Genomic DNA, 17,822 nt, shown 5'->3' with positions numbered 1-17,822 from the left:
GCATTTTCCCGCCTGGCAAAAAATGATGGAACATCATGAACCCTAACTATCTGGATTTCGAACAGCCAATCGCCGACCTGGAAGCCAAGATTGAAGAGCTTCGGATGGTTGGCAATGACACCGACATCAACATCACCGACGAGATCACCCGGCTGAAGAAAAAGAGCGTCAGCCTCACCGAGAGCATTTTCTCCGATCTCAAGCCCTGGGACGTTGCCCGACTGGCCCGCCATCCCCGCAGGCCCTACACCCTGGACTACATCGAATCCATGTTTGAGGATTTCGATGAACTGCACGGTGACCGCCGTTATGCAGACGATCTGGCGATCGTAGGGGGTACTGCCCGACTGGACGACAAACCGGTCATGGTGATTGGTCATCAGAAGGGCCGGGAAGTGCGGGACAAGGTCAAGCGTAACTTCGGTATGCCGCGCCCGGAAGGGTATCGCAAGGCCCTGCGGCTGATGGAAATGGCCGAGCGGTTCAAGATGCCCATTCTCACGTTCATCGATACACCGGGGGCTTATCCGGGCATTGGTGCGGAAGAGCGGGGCCAGAGTGAGGCAATTGCATTCAACCTGGCTGTTATGTCCCGTCTTAAAACGCCCATTATTTCCACTGTAATCGGTGAAGGTGGTTCCGGTGGCGCGCTGGCCATCGGAGTCTGTGACCAGCTGAACATGCTTCAGTACTCCACCTACGCGGTTATTTCTCCTGAAGGCTGTGCCTCAATCCTGTGGAAGAGTGCCGAATACGCCGCACAGGCCGCGGAAGCCATGGGTGTCACCGCTGATCGGCTGAAAGATCTGGGCCTGGCGGACAACGTGGTGACCGAGCCCCTCGGCGGTGCTCACCGCAACCCCGAAAAAATGTCGGAATCCCTCAAGGAGGTTCTGGCAAAAGGTGTCGCTGAACTCAGCCGCCTGCCACTGGATGAGCTGGTATCCCGCCGTTATGAGCGGCTGACCCGCTATGACACCGGGCGCTGAGCCCGGCTCCGGATTCAACTGGCCGGAGGCCCTGTGTGCCCCGGTCAGAGAACTCCCTGATCACACCCGTCTTTGGGTCGCACTGAGCGGCGGCCTAGATTCCACCCTGCTATTGCACCTGGCAGTCCACTGCCATGGTCGTTCCGGAGCTGTCCGGGCGATCCATATCAATCATCAGCTTCAATTCAATGCATCGGATACCGAGTCGTTCTGTCGCGATGAATGTGAGCGTCTGGGTGTTCCGCTCGTGGTTGAGCGGGTGACCGTTGCCGCAGGGGATGATTTCGGCGTGGCTGGTGGCATCGAAGAGGCGGCCCGCAAGGCGCGGTATTCATCATTCGAGTCACTGGTGCAGCGCGGAGATCTGCTCTTGATGGCTCACCATGGTGATGATCAGGCGGAAACGGTTCTGTTCCGGATGCTCAGGGGCAGTGGTGTGGCGGGACTAGCGGGCATGCCGGCTAGTCGCGCGCTGGGCCCCGCGATTCTTGTCCGGCCCCTGCTAGGCTTTGAGAGGGATGAGCTTGAGCGCTGGGCCAGATCGGCTGGCCTGTCATGGGTTGATGATCCCAGCAATATCGACCAACGATTCGACCGGAATTTTCTGCGTCACAGTGTGCTACCGCCGTTGCGGGAACGCTGGCCGGGCCTGAATCGCAGGCTGCGCCACACGGCGGAGTCCTGTGCCGAGAGCGAAGCGCTGAACCGCAAGCTGGCCGCTTTGCAGTGGCAGGCTGTCGGCGGCGACCAGGACCGCCTGCCCGTGGCTGGCCTGAAAACCCTGTCTCTGACGGAGCAGAAAAATCTGATTCGTTGGTGGGTCCGGGAGCGAGGGTTTCATGCGCCCACCATTGGCGACTGGCAGCAGGTCATACAGGACCTGCTTTTTGCAGGGGAGGACCGGGAGCCCGAGTTCAGGTCCGATGGCTTCAGTCTGCGTCGTTACCAGGGCGATGTATACCTGGTTCCCGACCGCTTGCCGTTGTCGGAGGTTCCGATTGCTCTGGAGCCGGGTCCTGGTCTGTACTTTGGCGAGTGGTTCCTCAGGCTGGAACCTGTCGTTACCCCGGAAAGGCCGTTGCCGCCAATACGGATATCTACGAGGCAGGGCGGGGAGCGGGTCCGTTTTCATCCCGAGGGCCAGTCAAAATCACTCAAGAAATGGTTCCAGGAACTGGCCGTTCCTCCCTGGGAGAGGGCCCGTCTGCCGCTGGTTTTCGCCGGTTCCGGGGAGGCAGTCGAGCTCATTGCCATTGGCGATTTATGGTGTTCTGAACAATACTCGGGAGGCGCCCATGCCGCCGGTTGGCGGCTGGTTGTAGAGCGGGAATGTGATTGAGTCAATGGGGCCTTTCTGGTAGTCTGGCGTCCCATCTTGAGATGACAATCTCCCTCCTTCACCGAACCAGACAATCACGGAATCTGCATGACGCGTTATATTTTCGTCACCGGCGGTGTCGTGTCCTCCTTGGGGAAAGGTATCGCATCAGCCTCTCTGGCTGCGATCCTCGAGGCACGCGGCCTGAAGGTCACTATTCTCAAGCTGGACCCGTACATCAACGTGGACCCCGGCACCATGAGCCCATTCCAGCACGGTGAGGTTTTTGTCACCGAGGATGGCGCGGAAACAGACCTCGATCTGGGCCATTATGAGCGTTTTATCCGCTCCCGGATGAGCAAGCGCAACAATTTCACCACCGGCCGGGTTTACGAAGAAGTGATCCGCAAGGAGCGTCGTGGTGACTACCTGGGCGGAACCGTTCAGGTGATTCCCCACATCACCGACGAAATCAAGCGGCGGGTCGTTGAAGGTGCTGCAGGAGCCGACGTGGCGCTGATCGAAGTCGGTGGTACCGTGGGCGATATTGAATCCTTGCCGTTCCTGGAAGCTTGTCGTCAACTGAAGGTCGAAGTGGGCCCCCAGCGTGCACTCTTCATGCACCTGACCCTGGTTCCGTACATTGCTACCGCTGGCGAGATCAAGACCAAGCCTACCCAGCATTCCGTCAAGGAAATGCGCTCTATCGGTCTCCAGCCGGATATCCTGCTGTGCCGCTCGGAGCATGAGGTAGACGCCAGTTCACGTCGCAAGATTGCCCTGTTCACCAACGTGGAAGAGCGGGCGGTTATTCCTCTCCAGGATGCCAAATCCATCTACGCCATCCCGCGCATGCTGTATGAGCATGGCCTGGATCAGCTGGTTATTGAACGCTTCGGCCTGGACGCCCGTCCTGCGGATCTCAGTGAGTGGGACAACGTTGTTGAATCGCTGATGAACCCGGAGCATGAAGTGACGATTGCCATGGTTGGCAAATACATGGAGCTTCTGGATGCTTACAAGTCTCTGATCGAATCCCTGCTGCACGCCGGCATCAAGACTCGCACCAAGGTTAATATCAACTATATCGACTCGGAAGACATCGAGCGTGACGGTACAGGCGCACTGGCCAGTGCTGACGCGATTCTGGTGCCGGGCGGCTTTGGCGAACGGGGGGTGGAAGGCAAGATCCGCACAGTCCAGTATGCCCGTGAGAACAAGGTGCCTTACCTGGGCATCTGTCTGGGCATGCAGGTTGCAGTTATTGAATACGCCCGCAACGTGGCAGGTCTTAAAGAAGCACACAGTACGGAGTTCCGCACGCACACGCCGGAACCGGTGGTCGGCCTTATCACCGAATGGCTGGACTCCACCGGAGAGCGTGAAGAGCGCACAGAAGAATCCGATCTGGGCGGGACCATGCGTCTTGGGGCCCAGGACTGCGTTCTCACCGAAGGTTCCACCATTGCCAGCTGCTACGGCAAGAAAACCATTCGCGAGCGTCATCGCCACCGTTACGAGGTGAACAACCATTTCCTGCCGAAGCTGGAAGAGGCTGGTCTCCAGATTTCTGGACGCTCGACCGATGGCCGCCTGGTCGAAGTTGTTGAGGCGCCGGATCATCCCTGGTTTGTCGCCTGCCAGTTCCACCCGGAGTTTACCTCCACGCCCCGCGACGGCCACCCGCTGTTCAGGGGCTTCGTTAAGGCAGCACTGGCCTGCAAGAAAGGATCCTGATCATGGCGCAGAGCACCGTAAACGTTTCGGGAATCGACGTCGCCAACCATAAGCCTTTTGTGCTCTTTGGTGGCATGAACGTCCTCGAGTCGCCGGAATTGGCCATGGAAGTGGCCCAGGCTTATGTTGAGGCCACTGGCAAGCTCGGTATCCCCTACGTTTTCAAGGCGTCTTTTGACAAAGCCAACCGGTCGTCTGTGAATTCCTTCCGTGGCCCCGGTCTGGAGAAAGGTCTTCAAATCCTGGCGGACATCAAGAGCAAGTTCGGTGTTCCCATTATTTCGGACGTCCACGAGCCGGCCCAGGCTGCTCCAGCTGCGGAGGTCTGTGACATCATCCAACTGCCGGCGTTTCTGAGTCGCCAGACGGATTTGGTGGTCGCCATGGCAAAAACCGGTGCGGTGATCAACATCAAAAAGGCCCAGTTCCTGGCTCCCCAGGAAATGAAGCACATCATCACCAAGTGCGAGGAAGCCGGCAACGATAAGGTGATCTTGTGTGAGCGAGGTAGCAGCTTCGGTTACAACAACCTGGTCGTCGACATGCTGGGCTTTGGCATTATGAAAGCCATGAACGTACCGGTGATGTTCGATGTGACCCACTCCCTGCAAATGCCGGGGGGACGAGCCGATTCTGCCGGTGGCCGCAGGGCCCAGGTTACGGATCTGGCTTTGGCAGGCATGTCCCAGGGCCTGGCCGGCCTGTTCCTGGAAGCCCACCCGGACCCGGACAAGGCCAAATGTGACGGCCCTTGCGCTCTGAGGCTTAGCCAGTTGGAGCCATTCCTGCAGCGGGTGAAAGCTGTGGATGATCTGGTAAAAAGCTTTAAACCTATCGACACCGCCTGATTGGCGGTGTTGGCGTTTTACGCGGACTATGGGAGCGAGCGGGAACGGCCCTGCGAAAATGTAGAGGGCCATGGATGGCCCGAAACAAGCGCACATGGATGTGCTTGTAGCGGTTTTCGCAGGGCCGTTCCCGCTCGTTCTGACTCCCAAATTTGAACATGAACTTGGAGACAGAGAAGAATGACCAAGATTGCCAACATCAAGGGCCGTGAGGTTCTGGATTCCCGCGGTAACCCGACAGTAGAAGCCGATGTCATCCTCGAAGACGGCACCGTCGGTAGCGCCTGCGCGCCATCCGGGGCCTCCACGGGTTCCCGTGAAGCCCTGGAACTGCGTGACGGTGACGCCTCCCGTTACCTTGGCAAAGGTGTTCTGAAGGCTGTAGAAGCCGTGAACAGCAAGATCCGTGATGCACTGGTAGGCAAAGATGCGGCTGATCAGCGTGCTCTGGATCAGATCATGCTGGACCTCGACGGCACCGAGAACAAGGCTAACCTGGGCGCCAACGCGATCCTGGCAGTCTCCCTGGCAGCGGCCAAGGCGGCTGCAATCTCCCTGGGCAAGCCCCTGTATGCTCACATTGCAGACATTAACGGGACCTCCGGCAAGTTCTCCATGCCGGTGCCGATGATGAACATCCTGAACGGTGGTGAGCACGCGGATAACAACGTCGATATCCAGGAGTTCATGGTTCAGCCGGTATCTGCGAAAAGCTTCTCCGAGGCTCTGCGTGTTGGCGCGGAGATTTTCCACAGCCTGAAGAAAGTGCTGAAGGCCCAGGGTCTGAACACGGCGGTTGGTGACGAGGGTGGTTTTGCTCCCAACCTGCCATCCAACGAAGCAGCGCTGGCGGTGATTCAGGAAGCGGTCGAGAAGGCCGGTTACAAGCTCGGTACCGATGTGACCCTGGCTCTGGACTGTGCGTCCTCCGAATTCTACAGAGATGGCCAGTACCAGCTTTCCGGTGAAGGCAAGAGTTTCGATTCCGAAGGTTTTGCCGATTACCTGGCAGGGCTGTGTGAGCGTTACCCGATTGTCTCTATCGAAGACGGTATGGATGAGAGTGACTGGGATGGCTGGAAAGTGCTGACCGACAAGCTCGGTAGCAAGGTTCAGCTGGTGGGCGACGATCTGTTCGTTACCAACACCAAGATCCTGAAGCAGGGCATCGAGAAGGGTGTGGGTAACTCCATCCTGATCAAGTTCAACCAGATTGGTAGCCTGAGTGAAACCCTCGATGCCATCACGATGGCCCAGGATGCCGGCTTCACTGCAGTGATTTCGCACCGCTCGGGTGAAACCGAAGACACCACCATTGCTGATCTGGCCGTGGCCACTTGCGCTGGCCAGATCAAGACTGGCTCCCTGTGCCGTTCGGATCGTGTTGCCAAGTACAACCAGCTGCTGCGTATCGAAGAAGCTCTGGACGGTAAGGCGCCATACCGCGGCCTGAGCGAGATCAAAGGGCAAAGCTGATCGACTGATTTGACCGGTTCTGGCAAAGTGTCGGGCCGGTGATCAGCGAAAAACTGCTAAGGCCATCGTGTTCTGGGCGAAAGTCTGGATGCGATGGCCTTTTTGTACAGGCAGTTAGAAGAATTTGTTGCTAATCTACTCTAAGGTCTATACTCAACGTCCGGCGTTGTTATTTTGATTGATTAATTTTTGAACGGAATCGGCAATGAAGTTGCTCTGGACCATAATGGTGGTTGTGATTCTCCTGCTACAGGTGCGCCTGTGGGTCGGGGAGGGCAGCTTTGCGCAGGTATGGGCTCTTGAGCAGTCCATCGCAGAGCAACGCGAAGAAAATGCCGAACTGGCTACCCGCAATGAACGCCTCTATGCCGAAGTCAGGAATCTGCGTAACGAGCAGGGCGCCGTTGAAGAGCGGGCCAGAATGAACCTCGGCCTGATAAGAGAAGACGAGACCTTTTTCCTGGTTGTTGAAAACTGATTGTCTATGCCTGCTCCGAGACTTTGGCTGATTGTTCCTGCCGCCGGCATCGGCCAGCGCATGCAGGCTGAGAAACCGAAACAGTACCTTCGGATCGACCAACGTTTCATTCTCGACATCACTCTTTCCCGACTCATGGATTCCGCCCCTTTTTCAGGCTGCATGGTGCCATTGCATCCGACCGATCATTGGTGGCCGGATACCGAGGCTAGTGGCGATAGCCGGATTCAGACCTGCACTGGCGGTTCTGAAAGGGCCAGCTCGGTGTTGTCGGCACTGCATGCCATGGCGGAACAGGTCAGGGATGATGACTGGGTTCTGGTCCACGATGCCGCTAGGCCATGCCTTCATACCCGGGATTTGTCCAATCTTATTGACCAACTCTACAACCACCCGGTTGGGGGGCTCCTTGCTTCGCCAGTGGCCGACACCCTCAAGAAAGCCGGCACCGGCGAGCTTCCGGAGGTTGCCGGGACGGTTGATCGCACAAGTTTGTGGCGGGCGCTGACGCCCCAGATGTTTCGCTATCGTATTCTGGTCGACTCCCTGGAGACTGCTCTGGCCACGGAACTTCCGGTGACGGATGAGTCCTCTGCCGTGGAGTTTTCCGGTAACATGCCGGTGCTGGTTGAAGGGCGGCCGGACAATATCAAGATCACCGTACCCGCGGATCTGGCGCTTGCAGGCTTTATTCTTAGCCGGTTCTGAATTTTCGGAGTTTCCGGAGCACATTATGCGTATTGGTCAGGGCTTTGATGTCCATGCCTTCTGTGAAGGCGACTGTGTGATTATTGGCGGCGTAAGCATTCCGCACTCCCAAGGACTGAAGGCTCATTCCGATGGTGATGTCCTGCTCCATGCGCTGGCGGATGCACTGTTGGGCGCGGTAGCACTTGGCGACATCGGGCATTTCTTTCCAGACACCAGTGATGAGTGGGCCGGGGCCGACAGCCGCGATCTTCTACGCCGGGTCATGACGCGTGTCCGGGACGAAGGGTTCAGTGTGGTTAACGTGGATACCACCATCATTGCTCAAGCGCCTAAAATGGCTCCTCATATCGATGCCATCCGTCTGAACATTGCGGAAGACCTGGGGGTCGCCGCCAGCCGCGTGAGCGTGAAAGCGACTACCACGGAAAAACTCGGTTTTACGGGGCGGGGCGAAGGCATCGCCTGCCAGGCCATCTGCCTGCTTGAACCGGAGGGTTCGTGACTCAGTGGCGTCTTGACTGGCCAACGTCCGGTGGTGGCCGTGTTGCTTTTGGCCGCTTAAAGACAACGCCCGGCGATTTCATTGTCGACGAGTTACTGGAGCTATCGGAAAGCAACTCCGATGTCGAGGCAGATGCCACCGCAGGAAGTGGAGAGCACCTCTGTCTGAAACTGGAGAAAGTGGGCGATAACACAGAGTATGTTGCTCGCGAGTTGGCCAGAATTGCTGGTTGTCGCAACTTTGATGTCGGCTTCTGCGGTCTCAAGGACCGGCATGCGGTGACACGCCAGTGGTTCAGTCTCTATCGACCCGGTTGTGAGTCTCAGGACGCCTCCCTGATTCAGGAGATTGCCGTTCGCTGGCCGGTTCTGGCGGCCTCGCGACAAGCGCGGAAATTACGTCGAGGCGAGCACACGGGCAACGGCTTTGTGGTAATCCTGAGAGGCATTACCGGGGAGCGCGAGGTTATCGATCACGCGCTGGTCCGCCTCGCAGATATTGGTGCTCCCAATTACTTTGGCCCCCAAAGGTTTGGCAACGGTGGCGCTAACCTTGACCGGGCGGTGCATCTGGACCCGGCCACCCTGAACCGTCGGAGCCGGTCTGGCGGAAAAGGCCGTGGTGGCAGAAAGCGTGCTGGCAGCGACGGCTCTAAAAACGTATTGTATTTTTCGGCGGCGCGCTCATGGCTGTTCAACGAGGTGCTTGCGGCTCGGGTAGACGATGGCAGTTGGGCCGATCCAGGGGCGACAGGGCCCCTGTGGGGTGACGGAGGCACGACCGCTTCCGGGGCACTGGAAACTCTTGAACGGGACATTGTTGCGCAAACCCCGGGCTTGGCGAGCCTGTTCTCGGCCACCCGGATGAAACCGGAGCGGCGGCCGCTGGCGGTAAAGCCGGAGGGGCTCTCCTGGCAGTGGTTGGCTGAAGGCGGCCTGGAATTGACGTTTTTTCTGTCACCTGGCCAGTACGCCACAACCATATTGAGTGATATTTTCGAGCTTGAGGACATGAGCCTCGGCCGACATAACGAACAACAAGGCTAGCGGAGAACACTGTGCGTATTCTGTTGTCGAACGATGACGGCGTTCATTCACCAGGGCTTATCGCCCTGTTTGAGGGGTTAAAGGGGCTGGGTGAGTTGGAGGTCGTGGCGCCTGATAGGGATCACAGCGGCGCCAGCAATGCCCTGACCCTCAACCGCCCCCTGACGGTGGAGGAGCATCCCAACGGGTTCCGTTCTGTGGACGGAACGCCGACTGACTGTGTTCATCTTGCGGTTAACGGACTGTTCCCGGAGCCGTTCGACAGGGTGGTTTCCGGGATAAACACCCACGCCAACCTGGGCGATGACATTATCTACTCCGGTACCGTTGCCGCCGCCACCGAAGGGCGCCATCTTGGCCTCCCTGCCATCGCCGTTTCCCTGGTGAATGATGGCCACTTTCACTACGAGACTGCTGCCCGGGTTGTCCGGATGCTGCTTGAGAACGAGCGTCCTCTGGTCCTCGGGCCGCGCTCGATTCTCAATGTGAATGTCCCGGACGTCCCCTGGGAGGACCTGGCAGGCATTCGGGTAACCCGGCTGGGTCACCGCGAGCGTGCAGAAGGCGCCGTTCCGATGACCTGTCCCCGGGGTAAGGAGCGTTACTGGATAGGGGCGGCCGGTGTTGGGGGTGATGCCGGTCCGGGTACGGATTTCAACGCCGTTCGAGAAGGCTATGTCTCTGTTACCCCGGTACATATCGACATGACCCGGCACGAGGCCCTGTCTCGGCTCCGGGATTGGGTCGATTCGCTGGAGGGCCGGGGATGACCGCTCAGCTCGAAGGCATCGGGATGACCTCCCGACGCACCCGGATGCGACTGGTTCAGCGCCTCAGGGAAGCCGGCATCGAATCGGACCGGGTACTTGAGATTATGGGAGAGGTGCCACGGCACATCTTCCTGGATGAGGCCCTGTCCCATCGGGCCTATGAAGATACTTCTCTTCCGATCGGTTATGGCCAGACGCTGTCCCAGCCCTACATCGTGGCGCGAATGACGGAGTTGATGCTGGCTCATGGGCCGTCACGGGTACTTGAGTTGGGAACCGGCTCTGGCTACCAGACCTCGGTACTCTCCCGCCTGTTCTCGGAAATCTACAGCGTTGAGCGTATCAAGGCACTGCAGGACCGGGCACGGGACCGGTTGCGACAGCTGAACGCCAGAAACGTGTTCCTGAAGCACGCTGATGGTGGCATGGGCTGGCCTGAGCGGGGGCCTTTCGAAGGCATTATCGTGACCGCTGCGCCCATTGAAGTTCCAGGCGAACTACTTGCTCAATTGGCGGACGGAGGCGTTCTGATTGCGCCAGTGGGCGAAGAGAGTCAGGTATTGGTGGAGGTAACCCGCCGTGGCGATCGTTTCGATCATAAAGAGTTGGAACCGGTCCGGTTTGTGCCGCTTCTGGGCGGGGTTGTCCGATAGTCATGGTTGACTCTGCAGTACACAGCTCCGACTCTGTTGGCGAGACCGTCCGTAACCATCACCCTGCGGCGGTGTTTCTGCGGGGCATCGCCATGGGAGCCGCTGATATCGTTCCCGGGGTGTCCGGTGGCACCATAGCATTCATTACCGGCATCTACTTCCGGCTGCTTGAAGCCATCAACGCTGTCCCGGGCGCAGTCTTCCACCAACTGTTTCGGGGCCAGTTCAGAGTTTTCTGGCGCGACTGCGATGGAACCTTTCTGGTCTGCTTGTTGGCAGGCATTCTGACGAGCATTGCCACCCTGGCTTCCGCCATCAGCTATATGCTGGTGGCATATCCGATCCTGATCTGGAGTTTTTTCTTTGGCTTGATTGTGGCTTCGGTGTGGCATGTGGGGCGTCAGGTCCGGCGCTATATCCCCGCACTTCTGGTCCCGCTGCTGTTCGGCATTGTTATCGCCTGGTGGATTACCGCCCTGTCTGCCAGCGAGGTCTCCCCCTCCGCATTGGCATTTTTCGGAGCCGGAGCGCTTGCCATCTGTGCCATGATCCTCCCTGGCATCTCGGGTAGTTTCATCCTGGTGATTATCGGTATGTACGCTCCCGTTCTGGCAGCGATCAAAGCAGTGGATGTGAGCATTCTGCTGCTGTTTATGGCAGGTTGCGTGGCGGGCCTGTTTTCCATTGCCCGCCTGATCACCTGGGCGTTTCATCATTTTCACGATCTGGTGCTCGCTTTGCTGACGGGCTTCATGATCGGCTCGCTCAACAAGGTGTGGCCCTGGAAAGAAACTCTCAGTTGGCGCATCAACAGCTCTGGTGAGCAAGTGCCACTGAATGAGGCAAGTATCTGGCCCTGGACCTTCGCGGAGCAGGCTGGCCAGGATCCTGAGGTACTACTCGCTGTGTTTATGGCGCTGGCTGGCTTCGGGCTTGTTCTGCTTGTTGAATGGATCGGTTCCAGGCGCGGGCAGGCCTCATCGGCGGCGTAGTTCGGGGTGAATGCGGTGCGATAGTGTTACCTAACGCACAAAACGTGTGTTTCTTGAGGTAACAGGGATGGCCGGTTAGTAACTTGGCTTCCTGCGAGAAATGTGCAATATATTAGCAAGTTACTATAAAAAGTTTAGAAACTGCTTCGACAACCATGTTGGTTTATACGGATTTTTCATAACTGGGACAGTTTTATTCCTGTGAGATTTTTGGGTGGGCTAGTCAATGCCGTCTTACCGGTGTCCCCGCGGTTCCCTTCCGGTGCCTCTGAACGCTATCGCCCTGCAGAAAAAACGCCGACCAGTCTCTTAATCCTTTTTCCGCTTGTAGCCCTTCTGCTTTTGTCTGGCTGCAATACACCGGCACTGTACCAGGATGACATCTACAATCCCCCGGTCTACTGGGGTCGGCATGTTGTCCAGCCTGGTGAAACCCTTTACAGCATAGCCTGGCGGTATGGTCGGGACTATCGGGAGCTCGGCGATGCCAATGGGATTGGTCCGCCCTGGAATCTCAAGGCGGGGCAGGTACTTCGCCTGGACCTTCGCGGAAATGTAACTTCGGGCAGTCAGACTGCTACTGCTAACAGACCGGCTAGCTCGGCACCCAGAACGTCGAGCCGGGCTTCACCCCCGAAGCAGACAGCCGCCACGGCACCAAAACCGGCGATAACCAAGGCGCCGAGCAAAGGCGCGCCTCTGGCCTCGCAGACCCAGACCGTGGCCCGAATTGAATGGCGCTGGCCGCACGTTGGCACTGTAATTGCTGGATATTCAACATCCGGAAAAGTCAATAAAGGTATTGATATTACCGGGCAAGCCGGGGATGCTGTAAGAGCTGCGGCCACCGGGAATGTGGTCTATGCCGGCAACGGGTTGCTTGGATACGGCAATCTGATTATCGTGAATCACAATGAGCACTATTTAAGTGCTTACGCTCATAACCGGAAGATTCTGGTGCAGGAAGGGGAGGATGTGAAAGCCGGGCAGGTGATCGCAGAGCTCGGTAGCAGTGGTGCTGAACGACCCATGTTGCATTTTGAGATTCGCAAGAATGGCAATCCGGTTGATCCAGTCCATTATCTGCCACCACGCTAATGAATGACGCAGTCAGCAGGCTGCTCTCATCGCACACTCCGGCACTGACAAGAAGACCGCGTTCGAAAGAAAAACAAAAACGGTAAAGGCCGTGACAGGCCGACCAACAAAATGTCCTGAAGAAAAAGCATGAAGACAAAGACGTCCGCAATAACAAGAAGTATCGGACGAACATCCAGGATTATTGAGAGGCGGGGCAAGACAAATGTCAGCAGAGCAGGAAGTTATCATCATTGATCGCGTGTCGGACACGGACGACTCCGAGGATCAATTGTTAGCAGAAGAAAAAGTCGATAAAGAAGCTGCCGAAGAGGTGGCTGAAGTCGAAGAAGATTTTCCCACCCAGGGACGTTATTTCACCAGTCAAAAACAGCTGGATGCCACTCAGCTGTATCTCAACGAAATTGGTTTTTCACCGCTCCTGACGCCGGAAGAAGAGGTCTATTTTGCTCGCCTGGCGCGCAAGGGCGAGGAGTCCGGTCGCAAACGGATGATCGAGAGCAACCTTCGTCTTGTTGTGAAGATTGCCCGGCGCTATGTGAATCGGGGGTTGACGCTGCTGGACCTGATCGAAGAGGGCAACCTCGGTTTGATCCGGGCGGTTGAGAAGTTTGATCCGGAGCGAGGCTTCCGCTTCTCTACCTACGCCACCTGGTGGATTCGCCAGACCATTGAGCGGGCAATCATGAACCAGACGCGCACCATCCGTCTGCCGATTCATGTAGTGAAGGAGCTCAACCTCTACCTGCGTGCCGCACGGGAACTTACCCAGAAACTGGATCATGAGCCTTCGGCCGAAGAAATCGCGACAATGGTCGACAAGCCGGTAGCCGACGTGAAGCGCATGCTTGGTCTTAATGAGCGCGTGGCGTCGATGGATACGCCCATTGGAACGGGGGGCGAGAAGTCCCTTCTGGATACCGTGGCCGATGAGGGTGCTTCGGATCCGGCGGATCTCCTGCAGGACAACAACATGTGTTCCTGCCTGGAAAAGTGGATCGATCAGCTCAGTGACAAGCAGCAGGAAGTTCTGTCACGCCGGTTTGGTCTTCGGGGCTATCCGGTCAGTACGCTGGAGGAAGTGGGGCAGGAAATTGGTCTGACCCGCGAACGTGTAAGGCAGATTCAGGTTGAGGCACTACGCCGTCTTCGTGAAATTCTGGAGAAGGAAGGCTTGTCCGGAAACCTGCTGTTCAAGTAATACTCTTCTGATCTTTCGATCAAAAAAGCCGGCCAGGATATTCCTGGCCGGCTTTTTTTGTGTTTCAGGATCGCCGCAAATGAGAACCAGGTTGCGCACTGGCAGCCAGCCTCATTGATAGAATGCCGTGACCGGGCGGGGATAAGGGTGTCGAAACCCGGTGCACGAATGAAACACGTCAATAATAACGATCGAAAAGGAAAGGACTATGAAAAAGGCTCTTACAACCGGCTTTGCCTCTGTGCTTATGACAGCCCTGCTGTCTGCACCGGCGGCTGCGCTCACAGTGGAAGGTGTTGATGTTCCGGATACCTATTCAGCCATGGATACCGAATTGAAGCTTAATGGTGCAGGTACCCGTTCCAAGTGGTTCATGGATCTTTATGTCGGAGGCCTGTACGTACCCGAGACCATCGACGATGGTGAGGCAGTGATCAACGCGGATGAGCCCCAGGCTATTACTCTGCATATCATTTCCGGGATGATCACCAGCGAACGCATGACCGAGGCCACACTGGAAGGTTTCGAGGCCTCCACCGGCGGCGATATGGCGTCTATCCAGGAGGATGTGGACCAGTTTATGGCAGTGTTCGAGGAAGAGATCACCGAAGGTGACGTCTTTGATCTGGTGTATCTACCGGGTGAAGGCGTGCGGGTCCTCAAGAACGGTGAGCACAAGGATACCGTTGGCGATCTGGCCTTCAAAAAGGCCCTGTTCGGAATCTGGCTGTCCGATAAACCGGCCCAGAAGGATCTGAAGGAGAAAATGCTGGGTCAGCGGTAACCAGACCTTGCTTCAGCAAAAGAGAAAAGCCGGCGAAATGCCGGCTTTTTTACGACCTGAATTCAGAGATAATCCCGTTTCTGTTTGAACTCGCAAAGGTCTTCAATGATACATGCGCCGCATTTTGGTTTTCGGGCGGTACAGGTATAGCGTCCGTGGAGAATCAGCCAGTGATGGGCATCCAGCAGGAAGTCCTTCGGAACCAGGCGCATCAGACGGTTCTCCACTTCGAGAACGTTCTTGCCCGGGGCAATGCCGGTGCGGTTCGATACACGATAGATATGGGTATCCACCGCCATTGCCATATGCCCGAAGGCGGTATTCAACACCACGTTTGCGGTTTTGCGACCGACTCCTGGTAATGCCTCTAGATCTTCCCGCCGTTCCGGTATCTGGCCACCGTGTTTTTCGATCAGGATGCGACAGGTCTTGATCACGTTCTCGGCCTTGCTGTTAAACAGGCCAATGGTCTTGATGTATTCCTTGAGGCCATCAACCCCAAGGGCGAGGATGGCCTCTGGCGTGTTGGCCACCGGGAATAGTTTGTCGGTGGCCTTGTTGACGCCCACATCCGTGGCCTGGGCCGATAGAATAACCGCAATCAGCAGCTCGAACGGGCTGGAGTAGTTCAGCTCGGTGGTCGGGTTGGGGTTGGCCTCCCTGAGGCGGGTGAAGATCTCAATGCGTTTCTGTTTGTTCATTAGCTCTCAGTCTTCTGCAGCCAGGGGATCAGGAAACGTTCCCGGTAACCCGGACCCGCTTGCTGCCTGCTGCCACGGGTGCCGGTTCATGGGCTTTGCGTCGTTCTTCCAGATGAGTGTCGATCCCGTTCTTGAGGGCGATCAGCAGGCCGAGACCTACGAAGGCGCCTGGTGGAAGAATCATGAAAAGCATATCCGGATAATTGTCGAACGGACGCACTACCCAGTCGGCGGCAACGGGGCCGAGCAGCAGGTGCATGTCGACAAACAGGGTGCCCTGTCCGATGAGCTCTCGCAAACCACCCAGAACCACCAGAACTGCGAGAAAACCGAGGCCCATCATGGCACCGTCCAGTAGTGCTGGCAGCGGTGGATTTCTTGAGGCGAAGGCGTCAGCACGGCCCAGGATGGCACAGTTGGTGACAATCAGTGGGATGAAAATACCCAGGATCAGATAGAGCTCATAGGTAAAGGCCTGCATCAGCAACTCGGCGCAGGTCACAAATGAGGCGATGATCATCACAAACGCGGGCAGGCGTACGGACTCGCTGACGAAATTGCGAATCAGCGAAACCGCTAGATTCGAACCCATGAGTACCATAAGTGTGGCCAGCCCGAGCCCGATAGCGTTAACGACGGTACTGGTGACGGCCAGAAGAGGGCAGAGCCCGAGTACCTGGACCAGGGCCGGGTTGTTGTCCCAGAGCCCGTCCCGGATGATTTCGCTGGATGGTTTGGTTGCCATGATCAGGAATGCTCCGTATTGGACGATTCGCCGGCAATCGCCTCGGGGTTCAGGATGTTCTCCCGCGGTGAAGGTTCTTCATTGAGCCGCTCCCGGATAATCTGGCGATTTTCCCGGAAGTAGATCAGTGCCTTCTGAACAGTTTTCACCACAGCCCTTGGCGTGATGGTCGCCCCGGTGAACTGATCGAATTCTCCGCCATTCTTTTTGACGTTCCACTCCCGATGAGGGGGCTTACCCAGTGATCGGCCATCAAAACTCTTGATCCAGTCCGATTTCCGGGTTTCGATCTGGTCTCCCAGCCCGGGTGTTTCTTTATGACTGGTGACTCGTACTCCGAGAATGGTGCCCTGCATGTTCACCCCCACCAGCAGGTGAATTTTACCGGAGTAACCGTCCGGCGCTACCAGGGGCATGATCATGCCAATGGGCCGTTCGTCCTGTCGAGCCACCCATACGGTCAGAGGCCCAGGCTGTGCCAGCCGCTCACTGGCGGGCAACTGCACGGTGTCCCTGAGCAGATCGTTGTTGTGGCGGCTTTCCGGAATTATCTCATACAGGGCCTGAGCCTCTGCTCGGGCAGCCTGCGCACGAATTCGCTCTTCGGTGGCCACCTGAGTCACGGCAATGGTGCCACCGGTGATCACGGCGAACAAGCCGAGCCCGATGGCGCTGCGACGGATGGACTGTGCAACTGCAGCCATGATTATCCCTGACTCCCCGGTACACCCCTGCGGGCCTTGTGATGCCCGTATGTACGTGGGGGTGTGTAATGATCGATGAACGGTACCGCAAAATTCATTAGCAGAACGCTGAACGCTACGGCGTCCGGATAATTGCCCCAGGTGCGGATCAGGTAGATCAGGATGCCAATTCCGGCCCCGTAAATCAGTTTTCCCTGGTGGCTGGTAGCGGCCGAAACCGGATCGGTGGCGATAAAGAAGGCACCCAACATGGTTCCCCCTGCGAGCAGGTGCAGCGATAGGGGCGCGTAGAGGTCAGCATTGTTGCCAAACGCCAGGCTCATCACGATCAGACCGCCAAGAAATCCTGCCGGAATATGCCAGCTGATAATGCGCAGGCCGATGAGCAGCAGGCCGCCGGCGAGGAATGCCGCGTTAACCCATTCCCAGCCTTTGGCGATACCCTCACCAAAGGTCGGGTGGTTGAGGACCTCGGCCGCGGTATGGGTGGTGATCTTGTGTTTGTATTCATCAAGCGGGGTTGCCATGGTCCAGCCATCGACCGCTGTTTGCTGGCCGGAGGCAATGGTCGCCAGGGTCTCACCAAAGCCCGGCGCACCGTCCCAGAGCGTGGCGGGTTCCGCCCAGTTGGTTGTCATGGCCACCGGAAACGAGACCAGAACCAGGGCGTAGCCCACCATAGCCGGGTTGAACGGATTTGAGCCCAGCCCGCCGTAAAGTTGCTTGGCAACTACGATGGCTGAAATCACCGCGACGGCGGAGACCCACCACGGCGCGAACTGCGGCAGGGACAGGCCCAGCAGAAGACCTGTGACCGCCGCGGTATTATCCCTGATGAAAAACGCCACGGGTTTCTTTCTGAGTTTGAGCAGGGCGGCTTCGGAGGCGATGGCGACAGCGACACAGAAGACCACGTTGATCAGGTTGCCCCAGCCGAAAAACAACGTCTGGGCCAACAGGCCAGGCAAGGCCGCAATAAGCACCCATAACATCACACGGGATGTGGGCCGGGCACTGTGTGCGTGGGGCGATGACTGCTGAACGAATGCCATGGGTGTGGTGCCTGATC

The 17,822-nt window shown here is 57.4% G+C and carries 19 protein-coding genes; 15 read left to right on the top strand and 4 right to left on the bottom strand.

The features are described 5' to 3' along the window. Positions 1 to 35 precede the first annotated feature (35 nt). The 15 genes from accA to FMN52_RS19455 all read left to right on the top strand — a co-directional run bounded on the left by accA (position 36) and on the right by FMN52_RS19455 (position 14,603). Entirely contained in the window at positions 36 to 989 is a 954-nt protein-coding gene (gene accA / locus FMN52_RS19525) for an acetyl-CoA carboxylase carboxyl transferase subunit alpha (RefSeq protein WP_008172897.1), read from the top strand. Continuing rightward, entirely contained in the window at positions 973 to 2,328 is a 1,356-nt protein-coding gene (tilS, locus tag FMN52_RS19520) for a tRNA lysidine(34) synthetase TilS (RefSeq protein WP_148610272.1), read from the top strand. The genes accA and tilS overlap by 17 nt, the downstream gene beginning before the upstream one ends. 87 nt (positions 2,329 to 2,415) lie before the next feature. Beyond that, entirely contained in the window at positions 2,416 to 4,044 is a 1,629-nt protein-coding gene (locus FMN52_RS19515; RefSeq protein WP_148610271.1) for a CTP synthase, read from the top strand. A 2-nt stretch (positions 4,045 to 4,046) separates the two neighbouring features. Further along, the gene (gene kdsA, locus FMN52_RS19510; protein WP_148610270.1) at positions 4,047 to 4,892 is read left to right on the top strand and encodes a 3-deoxy-8-phosphooctulonate synthase; all 846 of its coding nucleotides are present in this window, start codon (positions 4,047 to 4,049) and stop codon (positions 4,890 to 4,892) included. 180 nt (positions 4,893 to 5,072) lie between these two features. Further along, positions 5,073 to 6,368, top strand: a complete 1,296-nt coding sequence (eno, locus tag FMN52_RS19505) for a phosphopyruvate hydratase (protein WP_148610269.1) — start codon at positions 5,073 to 5,075, stop codon at positions 6,366 to 6,368. 205 nt (positions 6,369 to 6,573) lie between these two features. Then, positions 6,574 to 6,846 (top strand): septum formation initiator family protein, encoded by a 273-nt coding sequence (locus FMN52_RS19500; protein WP_064230548.1) that lies wholly within the window; start codon positions 6,574 to 6,576, stop codon positions 6,844 to 6,846. A 6-nt stretch (positions 6,847 to 6,852) separates the two neighbouring features. Continuing rightward, complete coding sequence (ispD, locus tag FMN52_RS19495; RefSeq protein ID WP_148610268.1) at positions 6,853 to 7,554, top strand: 2-C-methyl-D-erythritol 4-phosphate cytidylyltransferase; 702 nt, start codon at positions 6,853 to 6,855, stop codon at positions 7,552 to 7,554. A 25-nt stretch (positions 7,555 to 7,579) separates the two neighbouring features. After that, on the top strand, positions 7,580 to 8,059 hold the full coding sequence (gene ispF / locus FMN52_RS19490) for a 2-C-methyl-D-erythritol 2,4-cyclodiphosphate synthase (RefSeq protein WP_148610267.1): 480 nt from the start codon (positions 7,580 to 7,582) through the stop codon (positions 8,057 to 8,059). Continuing rightward, positions 8,056 to 9,105 (top strand): tRNA pseudouridine(13) synthase TruD, encoded by a 1,050-nt coding sequence (locus FMN52_RS19485; RefSeq protein ID WP_148610266.1) that lies wholly within the window; start codon positions 8,056 to 8,058, stop codon positions 9,103 to 9,105. The genes ispF and FMN52_RS19485 overlap by 4 nt, the downstream gene beginning before the upstream one ends. 11 nt (positions 9,106 to 9,116) lie before the next feature. Beyond that, entirely contained in the window at positions 9,117 to 9,875 is a 759-nt protein-coding gene (surE, locus tag FMN52_RS19480; protein ID WP_148610265.1) for a 5'/3'-nucleotidase SurE, read from the top strand. Continuing rightward, positions 9,872 to 10,528: a protein-L-isoaspartate(D-aspartate) O-methyltransferase gene (locus tag FMN52_RS19475; RefSeq protein ID WP_148610264.1), complete on the top strand. Its 657-nt coding sequence runs from the start codon at positions 9,872 to 9,874 to the stop codon at positions 10,526 to 10,528. The genes surE and FMN52_RS19475 overlap by 4 nt, the downstream gene beginning before the upstream one ends. 92 nt (positions 10,529 to 10,620) lie before the next feature. Next, positions 10,621 to 11,520, top strand: a complete 900-nt coding sequence (locus FMN52_RS19470) for a DUF368 domain-containing protein (protein ID WP_205424981.1) — start codon at positions 10,621 to 10,623, stop codon at positions 11,518 to 11,520. A gap of 342 nt (positions 11,521 to 11,862) precedes the next feature. Then, positions 11,863 to 12,618: a peptidoglycan DD-metalloendopeptidase family protein gene (locus FMN52_RS19465; protein WP_240339546.1), complete on the top strand. Its 756-nt coding sequence runs from the start codon at positions 11,863 to 11,865 to the stop codon at positions 12,616 to 12,618. A gap of 205 nt (positions 12,619 to 12,823) precedes the next feature. Continuing rightward, on the top strand, positions 12,824 to 13,819 hold the full coding sequence (rpoS, locus tag FMN52_RS19460) for an RNA polymerase sigma factor RpoS (RefSeq protein ID WP_148610262.1): 996 nt from the start codon (positions 12,824 to 12,826) through the stop codon (positions 13,817 to 13,819). Positions 13,820 to 14,027: 208 nt separating this feature from the next. Beyond that, positions 14,028 to 14,603, top strand: a complete 576-nt coding sequence (locus FMN52_RS19455; protein ID WP_148610261.1) for a chalcone isomerase family protein — start codon at positions 14,028 to 14,030, stop codon at positions 14,601 to 14,603. Between the two features lie 62 nt (positions 14,604 to 14,665). Here FMN52_RS19455 and nth read toward each other — a convergent pair whose 3' ends face one another. From nth to rsxD, 4 genes are read right to left on the bottom strand one after another with little or no spacing between them, the layout of a single operon-like run. After that, positions 14,666 to 15,304, bottom strand: a complete 639-nt coding sequence (gene nth, locus FMN52_RS19450) for an endonuclease III (RefSeq protein ID WP_148610260.1) — start codon at positions 15,302 to 15,304, stop codon at positions 14,666 to 14,668. Positions 15,305 to 15,332: 28 nt separating this feature from the next. Continuing rightward, a complete protein-coding gene (locus FMN52_RS19445) occupies positions 15,333 to 16,049 on the bottom strand; it encodes an electron transport complex subunit E (protein ID WP_148610259.1) in 717 nt (238 codons plus the stop codon). Between the two features lie 2 nt (positions 16,050 to 16,051). Further along, complete coding sequence (gene rsxG / locus FMN52_RS19440) at positions 16,052 to 16,753, bottom strand: electron transport complex subunit RsxG (RefSeq protein ID WP_148610258.1); 702 nt, start codon at positions 16,751 to 16,753, stop codon at positions 16,052 to 16,054. Positions 16,754 to 16,755: 2 nt separating this feature from the next. Then, on the bottom strand, positions 16,756 to 17,805 hold the full coding sequence (gene rsxD / locus FMN52_RS19435) for an electron transport complex subunit RsxD (protein ID WP_148610257.1): 1,050 nt from the start codon (positions 17,803 to 17,805) through the stop codon (positions 16,756 to 16,758). Positions 17,806 to 17,822 lie beyond the last annotated feature (17 nt).

Origin of the sequence: Marinobacter sp. BW6, from assembly GCF_008107725.1 — a bacterium.
GTDB lineage: Bacteria > Pseudomonadota > Gammaproteobacteria > Pseudomonadales > Oleiphilaceae > Marinobacter.
The sequence above is the reverse complement of the archived record's forward strand: the minus strand, read 5'-3'. Positions and strand labels throughout refer to the sequence as shown.